The organism is Lachnoclostridium edouardi (assembly GCF_900240245.1).
Taxonomy (GTDB): domain Bacteria; phylum Bacillota; class Clostridia; order Lachnospirales; family Lachnospiraceae; genus Lachnoclostridium_A; species Lachnoclostridium_A edouardi.
Genome location: NZ_OESQ01000001.1, coordinates 2720048 through 2740557 on the forward strand (window position 1 = coordinate 2720048; position 20510 = coordinate 2740557).

Below are 20510 nucleotides of genomic sequence, written 5' to 3' on the forward strand. Positions count from 1 at the left end.
TATGAGCATTCTCATTAATCAAGATACATCTATATTAATGATCGGCATCACAGGAAAGCAGGGACGTATTCACTGTAAACGTACCCTGGAGAGCGGAGCGAAGCTCCTTGCCGGCGTGGCGCCGGGAAAAGGGGGCCAGGAGGTAGAAGGAGTCCCGGTATTTGAAACTGTGGCAGAGGCCAGAGAAAAATTTCCTCAGATTCAGTCCGCTCTTTTGCTGGTGCCGCCTAAATTTGTAAAGGATGCTGCGTTGCAGGCTCTCCGTGAAGGAATTAAACTGCTTGTTATTGTAACAGAATTTGTGCCTGTATTAGACGCTCTGGAGGTAGTAAACGAGGCAAAGGCATTGGGAGCCCGTGTTGTGGGGCCAAATACAATCGGCGTGATTTCCCCCGGAAAATCTAAGCTGGGCATTATGCCGGACTATATTTACGGAAAAGGCCATATTGGCATTATTTCCAGAAGCGGCACCCTTACACATGAAACTGCTTCTAATTTGACCTTTAAAGGCTTTGGACTTTCTACCTGCGTAGGTATCGGCGGGGACTCTGTAATCGGTATGAATCATGGAGACGTGCTGGAGCTGTTTGCCCGGGACGACGAGACGGACGCTATTGTTATGATAGGAGAAATCGGCGGCACAAGCGAGGAGATGGCGGCGGCAAAGATTAAAGAGCTGGACCTGAAAAAGCCTGTTTATGCATATATTGCAGGGATGTACGCCCCGGAAAATAAAAGGATGGGTCATGCGGGAGCTATTGTAAGCGGAGGCATGGGAACTGTAAAGTCTAAGGTTGCAGCCTTGGAGGCAGCCGGCGTTACCGTTTGCCCTACACTTGGCAAGATTGTAGAATATATAGAAGAATACAATATAAAAACAGGCGGCCGATTAAAAACCTTAGAACCTCAGGCAGACTAAAAGTTGTTTTTGAACATACCAAAAAAGGAGCAGAAAAATGAAAGATTTTAGTTTTAGAATACCCCAGAATATTGAATTTGGTGTGGGAAGTTTAAAGAAGCTTCCTAAAATCCTGGAGGAGGCAGGTTCCGACCATGTATTTCTGGTGTCAGATCACGGGCTGGAAAGCATCGGCGTTGTAAAAAAAATTCAGGATATTATTGAAAACAGCGGAATTAAATGTACATCATATTTGGAGGTTATTCCAAATCCTACAGTAGAAATTGTAAATGAGGCTGCTGCTCTTTATAAAGAATGCGGGGCCACCAGCCTTGTTGCTTTAGGCGGCGGAAGCCCTATGGATGTGGCAAAAGCTGTAGGCGTACTAGTAAACTATGGGGGAAAAATTACAGATTATGAGGGACTTTATAAGGTTCCAGGTCCAATTGTGCCTATGATCGCCATTCCTACTACAGCCGGAACAGGAAGCGAGGTAACCGCCTCTTCTGTTATTACAGATGAATCCAGAAATTATAAATTGTCTGTTATCAGCTATGAAATTATTCCTAAATATGCAGTGCTGGACCCTGAGCTGATTATGACAGCGCCGGCCTCCATTGCCGCTTCCTGCGGAATCGACGCTTTAATTCATGCTATGGAGGCATATGTTTCCACAATGGCCACGCCGTTTTCAGATGCAATGGCTGAAAAGGCCATGGAGCTGATTGGAGGAAATATCCGCCGTTTTGTAGCTAACAGAAAAGATGAGGAAGCTGCCTGCGCTATGATGGCAGGCTGCAATTTTGCAGGAATTGCATTTGCCTGGGCAAAGCTTGGAAACGTTCATGCCATGAGCCATCCTGTCAGCGCATATTTCCATGTTCCTCACGGCGTGGCAAACGCAGTACTTCTGCCTACAGTTGTAGAATATAATGCTTTGGCTGACAATGGCCGTTATGAAGTTATGTACAGCTATATTTGCGGCAAAAAGCCGGCCGGGGAATTTAAGCCGGAAATGCTTTTGGAGGCAGTAAAGGAGCTGAACGCTCAGCTGGGAATCCCTAAATCGCTTTCAGAGGTCGGGGTGACAGAGGATAAAATTCCTCAAATGGCAGAGGACGCTATGAAAAGCGCCAATGTGCTGGCAAACCCAAGGCAGACAACTGTAAAGGATATGATTGAGCTTTACAAAAAAGCATTTTAATTTAAAAAATTAGTGGTATAATCACAGTATGAGAATAAGCAGATAAGGCTTAGAAAATACTGGGGCTGGTATTTTTCAACGCATATTCCGGAAAGGGAAAATGTATGTTAGATGAAATGTTGATTTATGAAATATTGTCTGTGGTGGAAGAAATTCCAGAAGGGCAGGTTGCCACCTACGGGCAGATTGCAAAGCTTATCGGCAGGGATAAAAATGCAAGACTTGTGGGAAAGGTGCTGAGTATGTCCCAGTTTTATGGGCAGTATCCCTGCCACAGGGTTGTAAATCACTGCGGCAGGCTTGTGCCTGGCTGGCATGAGCAAAGCTTTCTCCTTTGCCAGGAAGGAGTAGTTTTAAAAAGTAATCATCACGTAGATCTGAGAAAATACCAGTGGAATTGCTGAATCAAAAAAGGAGGCAGGAGAAAATGATATATACTATGGAATATGAATCCCCTGTAGGACGTCTTTTTATTGGAGAAAAAAACGGGGCCTTAACAGGTCTTTGGATAGAAGGACAAAAATATTTTCTGGGCGCTCATAAAAATGAGCAAATGGAAGAAGGTCAGACTCCGATTTTGATTCAGACAAAAAAATGGTTGGACAGTTATTTTGGCGGAGAAAAACCATCCATCACTCAGCTGAAGCTTTCCCCAGAGGGCAGTGAATTCCGCAGGGAAATATGGAAAATTCTATGTGAAATTCCTTATGGAAAGGTAATTACCTATGGGGAAATATCGCGTAAATATGCTGCCAGCCAAGGGCTTTCCACTATGTCGGCCCAGGCTGTAGGCGGAGCTGTAGGACATAATCCAATATCTATTATTATTCCCTGCCACAGAGTAGTGGGAACAGGGGGCAGTTTAACAGGATATGCCGGAGGTATTGATAAAAAGATTCAACTGCTGATCCATGAAGGGGTAAATATGGAAGGACTGTTTATGCCTAAGGGCTGATAAATAGAAAAATTCTAAAGAAAGAAGGATGGGAATTATGAATAAGGATGTACTAGAGTTTGCTGTTAAAAAAACCGGCGAATTAATCGCCTCTCCTACATGCAGCAGCGAGACAAAACAGTCAGCTGAAAAATGGCTGGCCGCTGTGGGAACAGAAAAGGAGGCAGAGGAAACCATTCAATATGTAAAAGAGCTGGAAGCAGACATTATGCCAATTGATAACTTAATCGGCTTTGCAGAATCTGACGGCGGCGCCCAGTATTTTGGAGCAGAAACCGCAAAAAATATTGCAGCTCACGGCAGAGAAATCAAGGCAGCAGGGGCAAAATACTGCGACTGCCCAGCCTGCGCAGCAGTAGAAGCAATCCTGGAGAAAAAGGAAGAGCTTTTGAAGTAAGAAAAAACCATACTATGTGAGGGCGAAAGCACTTGTTGCTTTCGCTCTTTTATTGTTAGGGCAAAGCCCTGTTTACCATTGTGGAGTTTTTCGTTGATCCGAAAAACGGAACTTTGGAAAACAAATAAACCACCTGTTATGCAGGTGAGTTAGAATTGCTTCAGCTTACAGCAAAAAACCTCCAGTGTTATAATTAATGTAAGGTTCGCCAACCGCATTAATAAACAAAGGAGGTATCCATATGGATAGTAACAGTTTATCACATACAAAATGGAATTGTAAGTATCATATTGTATTTGCACCAAAATATAGGAGAAAAATAGCATACGGAAAAATAAAACAGGATATAGCAAATATTTTAAGTATGTTATGCAAAAGAAAAGGTGTAAAAATTGTAGAAGCAGAGATATGTCCAGATCATGTACATAGGCTAGTAGAAATTCCGCCAAGCATTAGTGTATCGTATTTTGTAGGGTATTTGAAAGGAAAAAGTACACTTATGATATTTGAAAGACATACAAATTTGAAATATAAATATGGAAATAGACATTTTTGGTGTCGAGGATATTATGTAGATACGGTAGGGAAAAATGCAAAGAAAATACAGGAATATATAGCAAATCAGTTACAAGAAGATTTGGAATATGATCAGATGACACTGAAAGAGTATATTGACCCGTTTACGGGTGAGCCAGTAAAAGCAAACAAATAAAATAAGCCCTTTAGGGCTTAGTAGGTAAATGATGTTGCGCTTGGCGAACCTATTTCGGAGAGTCTNGAATATGATCAGATGACACTGAAAGAGTATATTGACCCGTTTACGGGTGAGCCAGTAAAAGCAAACAAATAAAATAAGCCCTTTAGGGCTTAGTAGGTAAATGATGTTGCGCTTGGCGAACCTATTTCGGTGAGTCTTTAGACTCCAGTGCCGGTAACAGACCCTTATAGGGTCAAAGCAAGCCACCGGCTTAGCCGGTGGTCTTGACTATCATAGAATGAGGAATATATGACGAATCACTGGCTGAGGTAAAGTATTCATTGAAGATTGAACCATAGGAAGCAGAAAGACCGATTGATAAGCGTAAAAAAATGGCAAATAAAATCAAGGGTTTCAGGTTACAAGGAAGTATATTTTCAATTTGGCGGTATAGCCCCGTTCAAGGGCTATGCCGTCTTTTCCTGTTTATTGGCTTCTTTCTGTTCTGTCTGCGGGTCAGTCGGCAAATAAATTTCTCCCACAAAGTTAAAGACAATATCTACTTTCTGAAAACGCTTGCCGTCTATCTTCTCCGGCGCATGGACAACGATTTTTTTAATAAATTCATTAACGATAGTGGGCGTTAATTCGGTTATTCCCACATATTTGCGGATAATGGCGGCAAAGCTGTCAAAGTCACTTTTATTCTGTTCGTAGGTATCGACTTCCTGTTGTTCTGCCTTTACCTTTTCTGTAAGTTCTTTCTGCTCTGCTTCATATTCTGCGGACAGCTTCAAAAACCGCTCATGGCTGATTGTGCCGTTGATGTCGTCCTCATAAATCCGCTTGAAAATCCGGTCAAGTTCTGCAATCCGTTTTCTTGCCTGCCCGACCTCACGCCGCTTGCGCTTCATGTCCTTTTCCGCTTCATCAAACCGCTGTTTCTGTATCAGTTCCATAAAAGCAGTAATGTCCTCATAGAACAGGGCAGTTACGGCAAATATCCGGTTAAGAACGATTTTCCGCAGGACTTCTTCTCTGATGAAGTGTGCTGTACAATCTCCTGTATTGCTTTTATATCTTGCACAGCGGTAGTTGTCTTGTGAACCGTCAAAGCTCTTGCAGGTGGCAAAGTGCAGTTTACTTCCACAATCCGCACAGAATACCAAGCCGGAAAACATTCCCTGCCGCTCTGCCTTTGTGGGGCGGCGTTTATTTGCCCTTAATTCCTGTACCCGTTCAAAGACAGCTTCTTCAACGATTGCTTCATGTGTATTGCGGAAAATCGCCTGCTGTTCCTTTGTTGTGGGAATACGCTTTTTCAGCTTGTGGGATTTGGAATAGCTTTTGAAGTTTACCGTATGCCCACAGTAGTCCATGCGTTCCAAAACTGTTACAATCGTGCTTTCATTCCAACTGTACGGATTATCGGGAAGTGGTTTCCCTTTCTGCTTTGCATAATAGGCGCGTGTTGTCAGCACTTTATCCGCTTTCAGAGTTTTCGCTATCCGCATAGGTCCGTTTCCAGCAACGCATAAATCAAAAATCCTCTTTACCACAACGGCGGCTTCTTCATCTACAATCCATTTCTTTCTGTCGTTTGGGTCTACCTTATAGCCGTAAGGCGGCTTAGTCAGATGTTCCCCTGCCATGCCCTGCGCTTTCTTGATTGCCCGTACCTTTTTACTGGTATCTTTGGCGTAGAAATCGTTAAACAGATTTCGGAAAGGGGTAAAATCATTGTCGCCCTTTGCACTGTCTACACCGTCATTGATTGCGATATAGCGCACATCTCTTTCAACGAAAAAGATTTCCGTATAGTAGCCGACTTTTAGATAGTCACGCCCCAAGCGGGACATATCCTTGACAATGACTGTCGCCACATTTCCGGCTTCAATCTCTGCAATCATGCGGTTAAAATTCGGGCGGTCAAAGGTCACACCGGAAACGCCGTCATCAATGAAAAATACCGGATTGGTAAAGCCATTATCCGAAGCGTATTTTGACAGAACTGCTTTCTGGAAAGAGATTTGTCAAGGGTGTTTTCTCCACGATATATCACCCTATATCAAAAAGCCAAATAAACATGCCAAAATATCGCTCAATATTACATCGTTCGCAAACATAATAATTGAGAAACCGACAAATTTCTGCTATACTTACTCTTATAACTGATTTTATTTGGACGGAGGATTTTTATGAAAGTCAGCTATAAGAAACTTTGGAAGCTATTGATAGACAAAGATATGAAAAAAAGAGATTTAGAAAGATGTGCTGGAATTAGTCATTATACCATCAACAAATTAAATCATGGTGAAAATGTTACAACCGATATTCTTGGGAAGATTTGCAAGGCATTAGGGTGTACAATGAACGATATTATGGAATTTATTGATGACGATTCTGCACAGTAAAAGCCTATTTTGTAAAAGCATTATGTGTGTGCGAAATGGCAGTAAAAGTCTTGTCGGAAAAACTGCTTTGATTCCAATTGATATGCCCAAGACAACATGGGGGGCATTTATGATGATTGTCCGGAGCAAACTAAATGACACATATATTTTTCACTATTTGAACAGTCAGATGTTCTTTTCTCAAGTCTTCAAAGATACGGGAACGGCAACGATCAACCAGATAACCAAAGGAATCCTGAACGAATGCAGGTTGCCGCTTCCACCCGTAGAGGAAAGAAAGAAAATCTCAAAAATGCTTTCTACCTTTGATGCCAAAATCTATAATGCTGAACGAACCTTATATGCACTGATGGAAACAAGGAAAGCCCTTCTGCAACAACTATTCATATAAAAAGCTGTTGCAGTAATGCCTTGCGATGAACTTGCAATAGTTCAAGTTCTCTCATGCTCTGATCAATTCTGGCTGTAATTGCGTCGAAGGTTTCAATCAGTTTCTTTTGTGAGATCAAATCAGGGTATGAGAGCCGATGCCCTGATTTCATAAGTCAATGAAGCTGAATTGGTTTTCATAAAGGTCAATATCGGCTGAATTTCCTGATTTTTAAGGGGCATGAATCTCCATGAAAAAACATGGTGCTCCATGCCGGTTTGGTACAGTAATGGTACAGTGATTTGGGTGCGCAATGAATGAAAACCCTGTGCAACAAATAATAGAGGCCGCTGCCTGCAATTTGCAGACAGCGGCCTTTTATATGTGGCAAAACCCTTTACTGCATCATTATATCATCCACATAACTCATCGCAAAATCCCGGAATTTCTTTGCAGCAGGTGATATGAGCATATCCGCCGGTGTTGCTATGCCGATTTCTACCATCTGCGGTGGATTTAATTCCATAAGGCAAACTTTTTTCCCGTCACTGCGTTCTTTGGATTCAATATAGTTGCTCAGACTCACACCCAGGCCAGCTTCGACCATTCTGTAGCTGGCATATGTGTCCTCTGTTTCGAACCTGACGTTGGGTTGTATACGGTTTCTTCTGAACATGCGGGCATTATCTGTATCCTGTCCTCTGAATGTCTCAATATATGATTCTGTTTCAAACATTTTTACAGGAAAGGAACCCAGTTTTACTATCTGACTTTCTGCCGAAACGATTGCAACCAGCGGATCATTAAATAAGTGATGCCAAGACACATCGCCGTCTCTTTTGCTGACAATGCAAAAATCCATTTCCTGCGCAGCAATCAATTTATACAATTCTGTGCTTTTGCCGGTAATAATCTTTACCTCGATTCCCGGATACTCATTGTTGAAAGCGGCAATGACATGAGAAAACCACCTGTAGTAAATGCTGTAGGCTGTTCCTACCATAACTGTGCCGGTTTGCGTTCCTAATACGTCCGACTTTATCTGTTTATATTTTTCATTAACTGCGATGAACTCTCTGTAAATAGGTATCATCATTTCACATTCTTTTGTGGCACGCACACCCTCTCGGCTGCGTATCAGCAAAGAGAATCCAGCATCGGTCTCCATAGAAGCCACCATGCGGCTGAGACCGGAAGGCGTATAGCCCAGTTTGTCAGCGGCAGCGGAAAAACTCCCACACTTCAATATTTCAAATAAAGCTTTGCATTTTTCTGTGTCCATCGGCGACCTCTTTGAGTTTTTTTCAAAATAAAAGTGATTTTATTTCGCTTTACTCAAAGTATATATCAATTTTATAATAAAGACAATAGGCGAAAGGATTGATCATGCCATGTCAGAAAAAAACGCAAAAGTTTTGTTAGCTTCTGTGATATTAGCAAGAAGTTCATCTTATGTTCTACAAAAAATCGGTCTTACAAATATTGATGTGTTCAATCTTATGGGCATCCGCTTTCTCTTGGCTTTTATTATCATGCTTTTGATTTTTAACAAGAAACTGCGCTATGCCGACAAATCCAGTGTGATTTCCGGTCTTATCGTTGGAACCATCTATTTTGTTGTTATGTCGTTCGAGGTATTCAGTCTTAAGACTTGTGAGTCTTCAACTACCGCCTTTCTTGAAAACACTGCTATAGTAATGGTGCCGCTTTTTGAAGCTCTCTTGCTAAAGAAAATGCCTCTGCCAAGGACAATAATCGGCTTTCTAATGGCCATAACTGGCGTTGCACTGATGACGTTGCGTGGAGCATCTATCTATTTCTCTGTTGGACATATTCTGGCGATAGGTGCTGCCGCTACTTATGCGGTGGCAATCATCATTACTGACCGTGTTTCTAAAAAAGCAAACGCTCTTGTTATTGGCATCGTCCAGCTTGGAACAATGGGAAGTTTATCTGTTATATCTTCTTTTTTGTTTGAAACTCCACACTTGCCGTCCGAGCCTATGTCTTGGTTTGCCATCGTTTTGCTGGCTCTTGTTTGTAGCTGTTTCGGTTTTACATTACAACCGGTTGCCCAGAAGTACACGTCTGCAGAAACTACAGGTCTCTACTGTGCTTTCGGTCCATTAGGTGCTGGGGTTCTCGGATGGATTTGCCTTGGTGAAGCCCTCAGCATCTTGGCGCTGATTGGAGCCGTTTTAATTCTTCTAAGCATTGTTCTAGTGCAGAAGGGCTAAAAGGTGCTATGCGGATTTGACGCAGCAAGGTTTTCAATTCTTATGAGCCCCTTTCTTTCTCTGGCTTGAGCGTATTCCAATAAGTTTCGTGCGTTGCTTGCAGGATGCCAGACGTAGTCAATCAGAAAATCACTGCTGTCAACCATGTATTTGTTCGCACGGACGATTGCCAGTTTTCGGGGGACTTTCTCCATGTCAGGAGGATAAAACGTATCATCATACCCATCGGGGGCGTTGACACTTCGCTTAGATGGGTGATAGGGCAAAAGGATAGATAGAGTTATGTTCGGATATTGGTATTCTTCCGTGTGACACGCTCTGCAAAATCTGAAAGTTTCTCAGCTTTCCATGGCTCATCGAAGCCCGGAAACCGGAGTTTCGGGCGCTTCTCAAGACCGTTACTTGAGGATGGAAATGCACATCTTCGTCCTCCACGTGATAATAATCGTGGAGGTGGTCAACATGACTAACAATACACAATTCAAGACGCTATTGAACACTTGGCTAAATCAAAAGAAGCCGATGATCACACCGTCAACCCATGCCAGTTTTACGCTGATAGCCGAAAATCACTTAATACCTCACTTCGGTAAGCGGAAGATCGGCAGCATTACCGAGCCGGACATTCAGAGCTACATATCGTATCTTTACGAGTACGGGCGGCTGGATAAGTCCGGCGGTCTCACTGTGAAGACCATACGAGATGTGATTCTCGTGCTGCGGCTTGCTATGGAATATGCCTACAAGGAAAGAGCGATACCACTGCTCAACTGGGACCTGATAGAATACCCCAAAGAGTTGGGAATAAAAAAGGTCGTTTCTCTGTCCAAGGATCAAGAGCAAGCTCTAATTCAGTGTATATACATCAACCTGAACCGGAAGACCGCCGGCATACTCATTGCACTGTTTACCGGTGTGCGGATTGGTGAACTCTGCGGCTTACAGATGAAGGACATTTCGTTGACAGATAAAACCATCAGCATCAACAAAACCGTTCAGCGCATCTATGACAAGAAAAAGGGAGAGTCCTATCTGCACATAGGGCCGCCGAAGACCAAGACATCAGCTCGAACAATTCCCGTACCGTCTTTGCTCATGAACATTATCAAGAAGTTTTATACGGAAAATCCCAACCATTACTTCTTGACTGGCAAAACAAAGCCGACAGAGCCTCGAACTTACAGGCAGTTCTTTTCCCGTTTTTTGAAACGAAATGGGCTGCAAAAGGTAAAGTTCCACGAGATACGGCATACATTTGCCGTAAGAGCCATTGAAATACCAGAGTTTGATGTGAAATCTCTCTCTGAAATTCTCGGACATAAAAATGTGTCTTTTACTCTCAATGTATATGGCAGTGCCAACTTGCAGCAAAAGGTAAAGTGTATGAATTTGTTAAATGATCTTTTATAAGGTCATCTTGGGTGAGCAGGAACGGTGGGTTACCGTTCCTGCTCACTCTTTTTCTTTTGAAGAGTCTGCTGCTCCTTCTGCGCCTGTCGCATCATTCTCCGTACCGCCTGTCGCTCCATATCCTCATGAAGCATACGGGAAACCGCCTTTTTGCTGTCAAACATCAGCAGCGGGCTGTACTTCTCGCCGTAGACCTGCTGTGCCCGGCTCTCCGCTTCCTGCTCCTTACCGGGGCGGATAGCCTGCCTTGCTTCATACAGCTGCACCGGATCAACGCTCTGTGCCTGCTCCCGAAGTCCGGCATACTCGTTCAGGGCAGCGTCCAACTCGGCAGAATATTTCTGTTCCTGTTCTTCCAACCGTTTTAGGCTCTGTTCCATAGCTACAATGTCTTTGGGAAATTTATCGGCGGCATCTTCCTCGGTATATGCCAGCGATGCCAGAAGCAGATTTTTCTCCGAACGCAGTTCCTCCAAATCCTCCGTCAGAGCCGCAATCTTAGCCGCCAGTTCCCGGTGCCGGAATACATGAACCGCAGAGAGTGCCTTTTTTTCGGAAAGCAGACTGCGGCGCTCCTTCGTCTTATCCCGAATGTCCTTTGCAAGCTGATTGTACTGTGCGAGGGCAGGGCGCAGTGTATTCAGCGAAGTGTTCAGGCGTTCCTTGCCTTTGCGGAGATACCCCAGCTGATAGCAGAACAGCAGTAGATTTTTACGCAGATTCTCCATGGCCTCAACAAGCGCCGGTAGGGTGCTTTTAACTGCCTGCGCCAGCTTTTTGACCTGTCCTCTCAGCTCCCGGAGCAGGACATTGTCGGCCTTGATCTGCCGGTTCAGTTCGCACCGGTCAGAGATAATGCCCTTTTTCTCCATGGCTCTGGCAACCACCCCCTCATGGACCGTAGGCCGCTCCAGCAGGCCACGTTCGGCATGGCTGCGGTGGTCGATGCGTTCTTCGTGCCCGGTGCGCTCCAGATAGTGGTTTGCCACATCCGCCCATGCAGCCCGCCACAAAACAAGCTGCTCGTCGCTGTTCCAGCGTTCTGTGATGGGATTTTGCCTGCCATATTTGGTGCTTTTAGGATATTTGGATACCCGTTCATAGCCCTGCGCCTGCGCTGCGGACGGGGCCATATACACCTTCTTTTTTCCCACTTTGTACTGGTACTGTTTCTCCCAGCCGTCGGCCTGTGCCTGTTTGAACTCAGCGGCGGTAAAGCCCCGTTCTTCGCCGTCTTTGACGCAGAGATATTCTTTCTCGGTCTTGTACTGCCATTTTCCCTTTTCATCCAGCGGGCGCACCGTCAGCAGGATATGGGCATGGGGATTGTGTCCGGGAGGATACGGGTCATGGATAGCAGCATCCGCGCACATTCCGTCTGCCACAAACTGCTCCTTGATGAAATCTTGCAGAAGCTGGATTTGTTTCTCCCGGCTCAGTTCTATGGGAAGCGCCGCCACAAATTCACGTGCGAGGCGGCTGTCCTTTGCAGTTTCGGTTTCCTCCACGGCATTCCACAGGGTTTCCCGATCCTGCCACTCTGCGGGGGCGGTGGCTGGCAGAAAAACCTGCCGCCACCCAAGGCCCTGTTTGCGGGTGTAGTCGTGCTGCACCCCGTCATACTCGTTGTGCATCCGGGAACAGCTCAGATAGGCCGCAGCAGCTACGGCGGAGCGTCCGGCTCCACGGCTGACTATCTTAGCCTCCAAATGATAAATCGCCATAAATCACCTTGTCCTTTCTGAAAGGGGTGCCCGAAACAGGGCACCCTTGTTTTCGCTCAGTGCGTCGTGAAATACGACGCACCACCAGCAGGGGCGGAACGATTCGTTCCACCCCTGTATCTGTGTCAAGCTGCCGGTGGCAGGTTGACGCAGGCAGGCGGCGGGATGGGGTGGCAATATACCACCCCATGAACAGGGGCTTCCAAAACGGAAACCCCTGCGTCGACTGCATGGGCAAGGCTGGCAGTTTGGCAGAAATGCAGCCTTGTCCAGCGGCTCCCGCAGGAGTCGCAATCCCCCTCGGAGAGCGCACGTGCCCGACCAACGGGAGGGCTACCACCGCCTGCTTTAGCAGGTGGTGAGTAAGTGCGCCCTTCGGGAAAAAGAAAAAGCGACCGATAGCCGGTCGCTCATAAAAATCATCGGATTGGTTTGAATACTTCGCATAAAAAATCCTCCAACTGTTCCAAAGTCATCTGTGTTGTCTGCGGTAATGCTTTCTCTAAAATCGCACCTTCCTGAATCAGCCGCCGTGTCCGTGCTTTTCGCTCTTTCTGTCGGTCACGCATCTGTGCTTCTTCCAATCTATGCTTCGCCTGCAAAAGCTTCTTTTCATTTTCTGTCATAGGTTTATTCCTTTCTGCCGTATCCGGCTGAAAACGCAAAGAAGGCGGCTCATGAGATTTTATTCTCACAAGTCGCCTTCATCGTCATTTATTATGCTGTTTTCTCTTTGTTTTTATTTGTTGCCCTGAGTTCCTGCTGTCTTTTCTGATTTGCTTTTTTCATGCAGGACTCACAGCAATATTTCGCATTCTTTCTGTTTGTGATAAAAACAGTTCCACAGTTTTCACAAGTACATTTTCGTTCTCTTTTTTTCGCCGCTTCCTGCCGGTAATACTTCGCACGGCAGTTCTGGTCACAAAACATAGCATTGGACATTTTGGATTCAAATGTTTTTCCGCAGCACTTACAAATTAATTGAAACGGCTCTCCAATGATATGTTCTCCAGCTTTGATTTTCTGATAGCGCTCCCGACTCTTTATCCGGTGTCTCCGAAGCTGTTCCTGCCGTTTTATTTCTTCTTCCGTCAATTCTGGCTCAGGCAAATCAAAGCGTCCGATAAATTTCAAATAAATCTCAATCTCCTGCACCCGATCTCCATCAATCTTCTCCGGTGCATGAACAAGAACCTTGTCAACAAATTCATTGATCATTGGTGTAGTCAGTTCTGAAAAATCAGTATACTTTTTCGCAAGTGAAAGAAACTCCTCCATCCGAACGGTATCTTCTTCAAAAGCAGATAGCTGCTGTTCTGCACTTTCGACAGAAGAAAGAAGCTGTTTCTGCTCCGTTTCATATTCTTCCAGCAGGCTGTCAAATCTTTCTTCGGAGATGCGTCCGACTGCAAAGGATTCATAAAGCTTTTTTATAATGACATCCAATTCCTTTGCCCGCTTGCGCTCTCTGCTCAGCGTTCTTTTGATTTCTTTTGCCTCCTCTTTTTGTCTGAGCTTCGATGCCGCACGAACTTTTTCCATAAATTCCTGTTGATTGGAAATAGCAAATGTGCTGACCGCCTGAATGGTTTCCAAAATCAGTGTCCGTATTGATTTTGTTGAAATATAATGGCTGCAACAAACATCTTTATGCTTTCTGGATTCCAGTTTATAAGCGGAACACTCGTAAGAATCATAAGGATAATTTCCATTTTCCAAATCGCCTTTGAATCGGTGGTTATACATCTTCGCCCCACAATCAGCACAGAATACAAGTCCTGTCAGAGGATTGGCTTCCCCAAGAGTATCTTTGCGTCTTGGAGTTTTCCGCAATTTCTGTACCAGTTCCCATGTTTCCTTGTCAATAATCGCTTCATGGGTATTTTCAACAATCAACCATTCTTCCTGCGGATTAGGGACACTGCTCTTGTCCTTATAGGATTCTTTATGGGAACGGAAATTTACGGTATGACCGATATACTCCGGTTTAGATAAAATCTTCCCGACAATATGACCGCTCCAGTTATAAGGGCTTGAAAAATCTTCCTTGCTTTTCCAGAAACCAATTCCTTTTTTGCCCAAATAAACAGCAGGTGTTTCCACCTTGTCCTCATACAAAATTCGTGCAATCTCATAAGGACCAATGCCTTCCACATTCATGCGGAATATCCTGCGGACAACCGCAGCAGCTTCTTCATCGATCAGCCAGTGATACTTGTCTGCCGGATCTTTTTTATATCCATAAATGGCAATGTTGGTGGTTGGCTTTCCGGACTCGCCTTTGATGCGGATTGCTGTTTTTTGCTTGCGGCTTAGATCACGCAAATACCACTCGTTCATAATGTTAAGAAATGGGGCAAACTCATTGCTATTCTGGTCATTACTGTCTACACTGTTAGAAATTGCCACAAAATGGACTCCATGCTCACGAAACATAATTTCCGTATAAAATCCAGTTTGCAAATAATCTCTGCCGATTCGGCTCATGTCCTTTACTATCACATGAGCCACTTTTCCGGCTTCAATATCGGCAATCAGACGCTTCCATGCCGGGCGGTTAAAATTTCCACCGGAATAACCGTCGTCGGTATAATGGACAATATTAACGTAGCCCTGTTGCTCAGCGTAGCCTTCCAGATATTTCTTTTGATTGATGATTGAATTGCTGTCCCCAGCCAACTCATCATCACGGGACAGTCTTTCATATAAAGCTGTGATTTTTCCTTCAGTCTGTTTTACGCTCATGATGCGCTCCTTTCAGACTGTCGGCTCATTTGTGGTGAATCTATTATACTACAAGTTCCGCCAGTTGTAACCGTTTCATTGTGAATCATCCGTAAAATTTTATCCTCCATTGTTTCTTTCTCTGTATCGCTGAATACTACTTTAACTTTATAGGTGGTGCCGCCAATGCGGCGAGTCATATAAGAAAAATTATTGTTCTCGTTTTTTGCCATAGGCAGTTACCTCCGTGTTGAAATGTTCATTGTTTTTTCGTATAATAGGTTTAGTTCCGGCATGATGTAACCATTTGCATGGTTAAAATTGAACAAAAGGTATTAACACCCTGCCAATACAGAAATGCCCTCAAAAAAGCCTTGCGGCACAAGGCTTTCCGAGGGCAAAAGCGTTACATCTGTTGTTGTTTTTCTCGGTACTTACGCACCCTTGCTGCGGTCTGCTTACGGCGAGCTTCTTCGGCGCAGTGCTGTGAGCAGTACACCCGTTTTCCGTCAGTTGGGAACGGCTTGCCGCATTGTTTGCAATGAGTGGTCGGTATTTGCGTGAATACGGCTTCCAACCCTGCATCTTCCGGCAGGACAGACTTGCGGAAATATCTGCATAGTGCGCTGTTGGTAAAGCAGATACCCAACATTGGACAGTCACAGTCCAATGGCAGGCAGCCGTACTCTTTGTCGTAGTTGGCACAGAGAGAAGTAACCAGCTTCTTAATCCGTTGCTTCTCCCTGCCTGTCAGCTCACGAGAATTGTTTGACATAGTCGGTTTCCTCCTTTCATTCAGTGTCGAAAGTAATCTATTAACAGACAAAATAGATTACCTCCTCACTTATAGGAGAAATACAGGGTACTTAGCGGAACTGTTTTTACGAAGAATCCAAGAAATTTTCAAAAATATTTTTGAAGGGAGGTGTCTGCGGTGTTCGACGATCCCGAACGATATGAACATGACGGCTTTTATGAAGAAGATACTGACTATGAAGATGAATATGAAACGGACGATTCCGATTACATAGTCGATGACGAAGAAGATGAAAATACCCTTTGGGACGATGAGGAAGAAGCCGCTGACGATCTTCCCGAAAAGAAGCGAAGGAAGCGGAAGAAACAAGTTGTTCTTGCTGACAATGATATGGATACCGAAGAAACCGAATTATCCGAACAAGCCATGTGGCAAATCGCAAAAGAAGAACAGCTCATCGAAGAACTGGAAGTCGACGCCGAGGAACATCCCTTTGAGGATGGTACTGACGAGGAAGAACCGGAGCGTAAGAAGCTCAAACGAGAACTGCGGGCAGAAGCCCTTGCACGATTGGAGGATTCCGCCAGAACACAACGGGAGTTTGAAAATGTGATTGCATGGTGGGACAGGCTGGACGCTAATCAGGAACGCAGGGAACGCTATCACGAACTCAGCCGCAGCGGTGACGATGTCCCGCTTGACTATGGTGCATCTGCCAATGAATTCTTTTTCCCGAATACGCTGAACGATGTACTGGAAAAGCAGCTCCGAAAGGGAGATTTCATTGATGCCATTTTCTACTGTCCTTACGACATCCATGAACTTGTAACGGAAGAATACCTATCCAAAATCCTCTGGGAATTGAATGAGGAACACAAGGAGTTGCTCTTTCTCTGCGCTGTCCGGCTGTTTAGCTCAACAAGGATCGCTAAAATACGGAATCAAAGCGACCGGAACATCCGCAAGGTGCGTGGTACAATGCTCAAAAAGATACGAAAAAAGCTGCTTCCTGCACTGTTGGATAAGGCAGAAAGGCAGCAGCCAATGACCTTATTGGAAAAAGATTTTTTAGAAGAAAATATGACGGAGATTGATTCTGAAGAAAAGAAATCGTATAATTGGTAATATAAATTGAAGTTATTTGGATTACAATACATGACGGAGGGTTTTGTATATGAAGAACCTTTTTGAACGCACCAGTTCTAACTGGGTGCGGTATAGTGAATATGAATGGAGGGCGGCAGAGGACGGAACTCTGTATCTCACGCCCACCAAGACGGCGCAACCGAGTATTTATGACCCACTGGCAGAGTATCAGAAAATTGTATTGGATGCCATCAATATAGGACGCATGGGTATGAGCAAAAAGCCGGATGCCGAAATTCAGAAGGCTATCCAGCAATTTGCGGTGAAATACGGCTTGTTTGGACTGATGACTGCGCTACCTACCACTCCTAACTTTATGGAATACGAGGCGGTGTACCTGCCGAAAAACCACTTTATCAAAGAAGAAACCATGTCCACTAAAAAATATCTGGCACTGTTCTTTCCATTCGACAAATTGGATGTGATCAAGCGTGGTATCGAATCCATGTGGAACATCCAGAATGACCGTGTTATGATGGCACTGGCTTTGACCATGACAGACAAGCCGATGGCTGTCAACATGAGCTTTCAGCGGGAATATGCGGAGCGATATGAATGGATGAAACAGCAGTTCATTGACTGGGCGTTTACCTATATCAACAGTTTTCTTTATTATGAGGATTATGATACACTGAACGATGAAACCCGGCAGATGATGCAGCAGAGCATGGCAGCTTTTGGCGGCATCGCTCCAACCTATCATATAGCTCTTTTGGATAAGACGACCATCGTTTGGGATTTTCATTCCCTGCTGCTGGGCGTACAGATGATGTTCAGTTTTATGCTGACAGACAGCGAAAACCCGATTAAGCTTTGCAGGCATTGTACCAAAGCTTTTGTCGCAAGCAGACCAAGTGCTGTATTTTGCAGCCCTCAGTGCAAGAATAAGCATAATGTTTACAAAAGCAGAGCGAGAAACAAAAGTGAAGAATAGGAAGGGAATGGATATGAACGAAGAATATGGGCTAACTCCTTATGAAACAAGGGAAATACTGTTTTATAAAACCGATAATGGTGAAGTTCGGGTTGAAATCCTTTTATATCAGGAAAACTTGTGGCTGACGCAGGCAAAGATGGCAGAATTATTTGAAGTGCAAAAGGCGGCTATTTCAAAACATTTGAAAAATATTTTTGCATCTGGCGAATTGCAGGAAGAAGCAGTTGTTTCCAAAATGGAAACAACTGCGGCAGACGGCAAGCGGTACAATACAAGCTATTACAATCTGGATGCCATTATTGCTGTCGGATACCGTGTTAATTCTAAAAAGGCTACGATGTTCCGCATTTGGGCAAATCGAGTATTAAAAGAATTTATTATTAAAGGCTATGTGATGGACGATGCACGACTGCGAGAACCAGAAAACCTCTTTGGTAAGGACTATTTTGAGGAACAGTTGGAGCGTATTCGTGATATTCGCTCCAGCGAGCGCCGTTTTTATCAAAAAATCACGGACATTTACTCCCAGTGCAGTGCTGACTATGATGTGAACAGTCCTATTACAAAAGAGTTTTTTGCCACAGTACAGAATAAGCTTCATTACGCTGTCACTCATCATACGGCGGCTGAGATTGTTTATGGACGAGCCGATAGCACAAAACCAAACATGGGCTTGACAACTTGGAAAAATGCTCCGCAGGGGCGTATTCGCAAGTCGGATGTTTCAATCGCCAAAAACTACTTAAACGAAGAAGAAATGATAAATCTGAACGAGATCGTGACAATGTATCTGGACTATGCCGAAAGACAGGCACGGCGGGGAAATATCATGTATATGCAGGATTGGGTTAATCGTTTGGATGCGTTCCTCCAGTTCAACGAAGAAGATATTTTACATGACAAAGGCAAAGTGACCGCTGCCATCGCAAAGGCGTTTGCAGAAAGTGAATTTGAAAAATTCCGTGTTTTGCAGGACAGGACATATCAGAGTGATTTTGACCGTCTTGTGGCAAATATCGAAGAAAACAGTAAACAAACAAAATAAATCAGGAAACCCCACGCTTCCGATTTTATTGTCAGAAGTGTGGGGCTTTTGTATCAGGTTTACAGATCATATACCAATTCGTGCAGAACGATTTCTTCCGCACGGTTACGGATACTGTTCATACGGCGCACCCATTCTATTTGATCAGCCGCTTTGAGCGCTTCAGTTACGCCTTCCTGCTTTGCCATAGCGGAAACGATGTTTTCAATGCGCTCGTTGCAGGCTTGATCGATTTCAGCTAAATGCTTGAACAGCGTTCCCTCCAGCACATAGTTGTTGTAGAGGATTTTACGGTACTCTTTCAGATAGCTGCGGCGCATACGCCCGTATTTGCCTATCTGATATTCGCCGTTATCCGGCAAAGTAATGTTGGGAATGAAATAATCTCCCACTTGACGGTATGTACCGCCCATTTCTTCAAAGATAGTTTTCATAAAATTCAGCTCCTTTTGTGTTGATTTCCAGCGGTTATAAGGCTTTTTGACTCCTTTCTTACAACTGCTTTTCAATTCACCACAAATGAGCCGCAGTCATATGTATTAGATGGCAGAAACCACCCTTTACATATTAACTCTTGATTAACAATGCTGTTGCTGTCGCCGTCTAATGCGTCCTCTTGACTTAAACGGGCATATAATGCGGTTATCTGTTCGGGCTTATATGTATTTGCTGTCATGTTCATTCCTCCTGTAATGAACGCCCGACAGACAGGTTGCTATCTTCATTATAGCGGACTTTTTTTCCTTTGTCAGCAGGCGTTTTAAGATTTTCTGATTTTATGAGCCGCTTCATCTTTTCAAAAAGCGGTTCAGAGCCGCCACAAGAGGTAGACACTTCATAGAATGTACCGCCGATTTTATAAATCACCGTTTCATCTGCCGGATTACCCTGTTTCTGCCTATTATCTGTTATTTCCTGTTCCTGTTTCCGTTCCATTCCTTTCCCGTCCTTTCTTTGATTTGTAATGTGATAAGTTTCGTAGCAAGCATAGGAAAAGAGTACCCTTTTCCGAAAATGCGTTGCATTTTGCTTGTTGGGAAGTGTCCCAAACCCTCTTAATTTTCCTCTCACTACCTACAACACCGGACAGAGCGATTTTGCCGAAGTTTTGAGTAAAATTTTTCAAAAAGTTTTTCTTATCTCTTACTACGGGAAAGTTTCAAAAATGCCAAATGTGAGTAAAAGAAAAGCGCCGCAGATTGCGACGCTTTCCTCTCTTATAGTTGCTTTTTGTAGCTAATTCCCCATTCTTCCATAGCTTTGATAATAGGGCGCATGGATTGTCCTAAATCACTCAGAGCATATTCAACGCGGGGCGGAACTTCCGGGTAAACAGTCCGGGTAATAAGACCGTCTGCTTCCATAGAGCGCAGGCTGTCGGTCAGAACCTTTTGACTGATACCATCTATTGTTTTTTTCATTTCATTAAATCGCCATGGGCGTTGCAAGAGATTTCTTAAAATCAGTAACTTCCATTTACTTCCGATAAGCTGTACCGTTGTAGCCACCGGACATTCTGGTAATTCTTCTTTTGTAAGCATGATATAACTCCCTTCAAAAGTTCCTAAAAGAATGTTGCACTCAAATTATAATCT

The 20510-nt window shown here is 44.2% G+C and carries 24 protein-coding genes; 13 read left to right on the plus strand and 11 right to left on the minus strand.

All coding sequences use genetic code 11. The features are described from left to right. Position 1: 1 nt before the first annotated feature. The 6 genes from sucD (at position 2) to tnpA (ending at position 4166) form a co-directional block, all read left to right on the plus strand. A complete protein-coding gene (gene sucD / locus C1A07_RS12940) occupies positions 2 to 919 on the plus strand; it encodes a succinate--CoA ligase subunit alpha (RefSeq protein ID WP_101877467.1) in 918 nt (305 codons plus the stop codon). Between the two features lie 37 nt (positions 920 to 956). Then, entirely contained in the window at positions 957 to 2102 is a 1146-nt protein-coding gene (locus C1A07_RS12945) for an iron-containing alcohol dehydrogenase (RefSeq protein ID WP_101877468.1), read from the plus strand. A gap of 104 nt (positions 2103 to 2206) precedes the next feature. Next, the gene (locus C1A07_RS12950) at positions 2207 to 2506 is read left to right on the plus strand and encodes an MGMT family protein (protein WP_101877469.1); all 300 of its coding nucleotides are present in this window, start codon (positions 2207 to 2209) and stop codon (positions 2504 to 2506) included. Positions 2507 to 2529: 23 nt separating this feature from the next. Beyond that, entirely contained in the window at positions 2530 to 3057 is a 528-nt protein-coding gene (locus C1A07_RS12955; protein WP_101877470.1) for a methylated-DNA--[protein]-cysteine S-methyltransferase, read from the plus strand. Positions 3058 to 3094: 37 nt separating this feature from the next. Beyond that, positions 3095 to 3454, plus strand: coding sequence for a molecular chaperone Hsp90 (locus tag C1A07_RS12960; protein WP_101877471.1), 360 nt, complete (start codon positions 3095 to 3097; stop codon positions 3452 to 3454). 241 nt (positions 3455 to 3695) lie between these two features. Continuing rightward, a complete protein-coding gene (gene tnpA, locus C1A07_RS12965; protein ID WP_101875601.1) occupies positions 3696 to 4166 on the plus strand; it encodes an IS200/IS605 family transposase in 471 nt (156 codons plus the stop codon). A gap of 452 nt (positions 4167 to 4618) precedes the next feature. Here the strand turns inward: tnpA and C1A07_RS12975 are convergent, their stop codons facing one another. Continuing rightward, positions 4619 to 6181, minus strand: a complete 1563-nt coding sequence (locus tag C1A07_RS12975; protein ID WP_101877472.1) for a recombinase family protein — start codon at positions 6179 to 6181, stop codon at positions 4619 to 4621. Between the two features lie 168 nt (positions 6182 to 6349). On the opposite strand from C1A07_RS12975, the gene C1A07_RS12980 reads away from it, so the two are divergent. Further along, positions 6350 to 6565 carry a helix-turn-helix domain-containing protein gene (locus C1A07_RS12980; protein WP_007037445.1) on the plus strand — a complete coding sequence of 72 codons (216 nt, stop codon included), beginning with the start codon at positions 6350 to 6352 and terminating at the stop codon, positions 6563 to 6565. 22 nt (positions 6566 to 6587) lie between these two features. Continuing rightward, complete coding sequence (locus C1A07_RS12985) at positions 6588 to 6956, plus strand: restriction endonuclease subunit S (RefSeq protein ID WP_278321083.1); 369 nt, start codon at positions 6588 to 6590, stop codon at positions 6954 to 6956. Positions 6957 to 7332: 376 nt separating this feature from the next. Here the strand turns inward: C1A07_RS12985 and C1A07_RS12990 are convergent, their stop codons facing one another. Next, a complete protein-coding gene (locus C1A07_RS12990) occupies positions 7333 to 8217 on the minus strand; it encodes a LysR family transcriptional regulator (RefSeq protein WP_101877473.1) in 885 nt (294 codons plus the stop codon). Between the two features lie 109 nt (positions 8218 to 8326). On the opposite strand from C1A07_RS12990, the gene C1A07_RS12995 reads away from it, so the two are divergent. Beyond that, entirely contained in the window at positions 8327 to 9172 is an 846-nt protein-coding gene (locus tag C1A07_RS12995; protein WP_101877474.1) for a DMT family transporter, read from the plus strand. 462 nt (positions 9173 to 9634) lie between these two features. Beyond that, positions 9635 to 10582 carry a site-specific integrase gene (locus C1A07_RS13005; RefSeq protein WP_101877475.1) on the plus strand — a complete coding sequence of 316 codons (948 nt, stop codon included), beginning with the start codon at positions 9635 to 9637 and terminating at the stop codon, positions 10580 to 10582. A gap of 29 nt (positions 10583 to 10611) precedes the next feature. On the opposite strand, the gene mobQ is transcribed toward C1A07_RS13005, so the two are convergent. The 5 genes from mobQ to C1A07_RS13030 form a co-directional block, all read right to left on the minus strand. Next, entirely contained in the window at positions 10612 to 12306 is a 1695-nt protein-coding gene (mobQ, locus tag C1A07_RS13010; RefSeq protein WP_101877476.1) for a MobQ family relaxase, read from the minus strand. A gap of 419 nt (positions 12307 to 12725) precedes the next feature. Next, positions 12726 to 13001 (minus strand): DUF3847 domain-containing protein, encoded by a 276-nt coding sequence (locus C1A07_RS13015; RefSeq protein WP_330399528.1) that lies wholly within the window; start codon positions 12999 to 13001, stop codon positions 12726 to 12728. Positions 13002 to 13023: 22 nt separating this feature from the next. Continuing rightward, positions 13024 to 15051, minus strand: a complete 2028-nt coding sequence (locus C1A07_RS13020; protein ID WP_101877478.1) for a recombinase family protein — start codon at positions 15049 to 15051, stop codon at positions 13024 to 13026. Further along, complete coding sequence (locus C1A07_RS13025) at positions 15048 to 15263, minus strand: transposon-encoded TnpW family protein (RefSeq protein WP_101877479.1); 216 nt, start codon at positions 15261 to 15263, stop codon at positions 15048 to 15050. Before C1A07_RS13025 ends, C1A07_RS13020 begins: the two co-directional genes overlap by 4 nt. 173 nt (positions 15264 to 15436) lie before the next feature. After that, positions 15437 to 15805, minus strand: coding sequence for a cysteine-rich VLP protein (locus C1A07_RS13030; protein WP_101877480.1), 369 nt, complete (start codon positions 15803 to 15805; stop codon positions 15437 to 15439). Positions 15806 to 15964: 159 nt separating this feature from the next. Here C1A07_RS13030 and C1A07_RS13035 point away from each other — a divergent pair, with 159 nt between their 5' ends. The 3 genes from C1A07_RS13035 to C1A07_RS13045 are packed head-to-tail and all read left to right on the plus strand — an operon-like array spanning position 15965 to position 18915. Next, positions 15965 to 16912 (plus strand): hypothetical protein, encoded by a 948-nt coding sequence (locus C1A07_RS13035; protein WP_101877481.1) that lies wholly within the window; start codon positions 15965 to 15967, stop codon positions 16910 to 16912. Positions 16913 to 16961: 49 nt separating this feature from the next. Beyond that, positions 16962 to 17867, plus strand: a complete 906-nt coding sequence (locus C1A07_RS13040) for a hypothetical protein (RefSeq protein WP_101877482.1) — start codon at positions 16962 to 16964, stop codon at positions 17865 to 17867. A 7-nt stretch (positions 17868 to 17874) separates the two neighbouring features. Further along, on the plus strand, positions 17875 to 18915 hold the full coding sequence (locus C1A07_RS13045) for a virulence RhuM family protein (RefSeq protein WP_408609824.1): 1041 nt from the start codon (positions 17875 to 17877) through the stop codon (positions 18913 to 18915). Positions 18916 to 18974: 59 nt separating this feature from the next. Here the strand turns inward: C1A07_RS13045 and C1A07_RS13050 are convergent, their stop codons facing one another. From C1A07_RS13050 to C1A07_RS13060, 4 genes are all read right to left on the minus strand, one after another. After that, positions 18975 to 19349 carry a TnpV protein gene (locus tag C1A07_RS13050; RefSeq protein ID WP_101877484.1) on the minus strand — a complete coding sequence of 125 codons (375 nt, stop codon included), beginning with the start codon at positions 19347 to 19349 and terminating at the stop codon, positions 18975 to 18977. Positions 19350 to 19420: 71 nt separating this feature from the next. Further along, positions 19421 to 19591 (minus strand): hypothetical protein, encoded by a 171-nt coding sequence (locus C1A07_RS16235; RefSeq protein WP_180952259.1) that lies wholly within the window; start codon positions 19589 to 19591, stop codon positions 19421 to 19423. 2 nt (positions 19592 to 19593) lie between these two features. Then, positions 19594 to 19986, minus strand: coding sequence for a hypothetical protein (locus C1A07_RS13055; protein ID WP_242972319.1), 393 nt, complete (start codon positions 19984 to 19986; stop codon positions 19594 to 19596). A 146-nt stretch (positions 19987 to 20132) separates the two neighbouring features. Continuing rightward, positions 20133 to 20456 (minus strand): winged helix-turn-helix transcriptional regulator, encoded by a 324-nt coding sequence (locus tag C1A07_RS13060; protein WP_101877486.1) that lies wholly within the window; start codon positions 20454 to 20456, stop codon positions 20133 to 20135. Positions 20457 to 20510 lie beyond the last annotated feature (54 nt).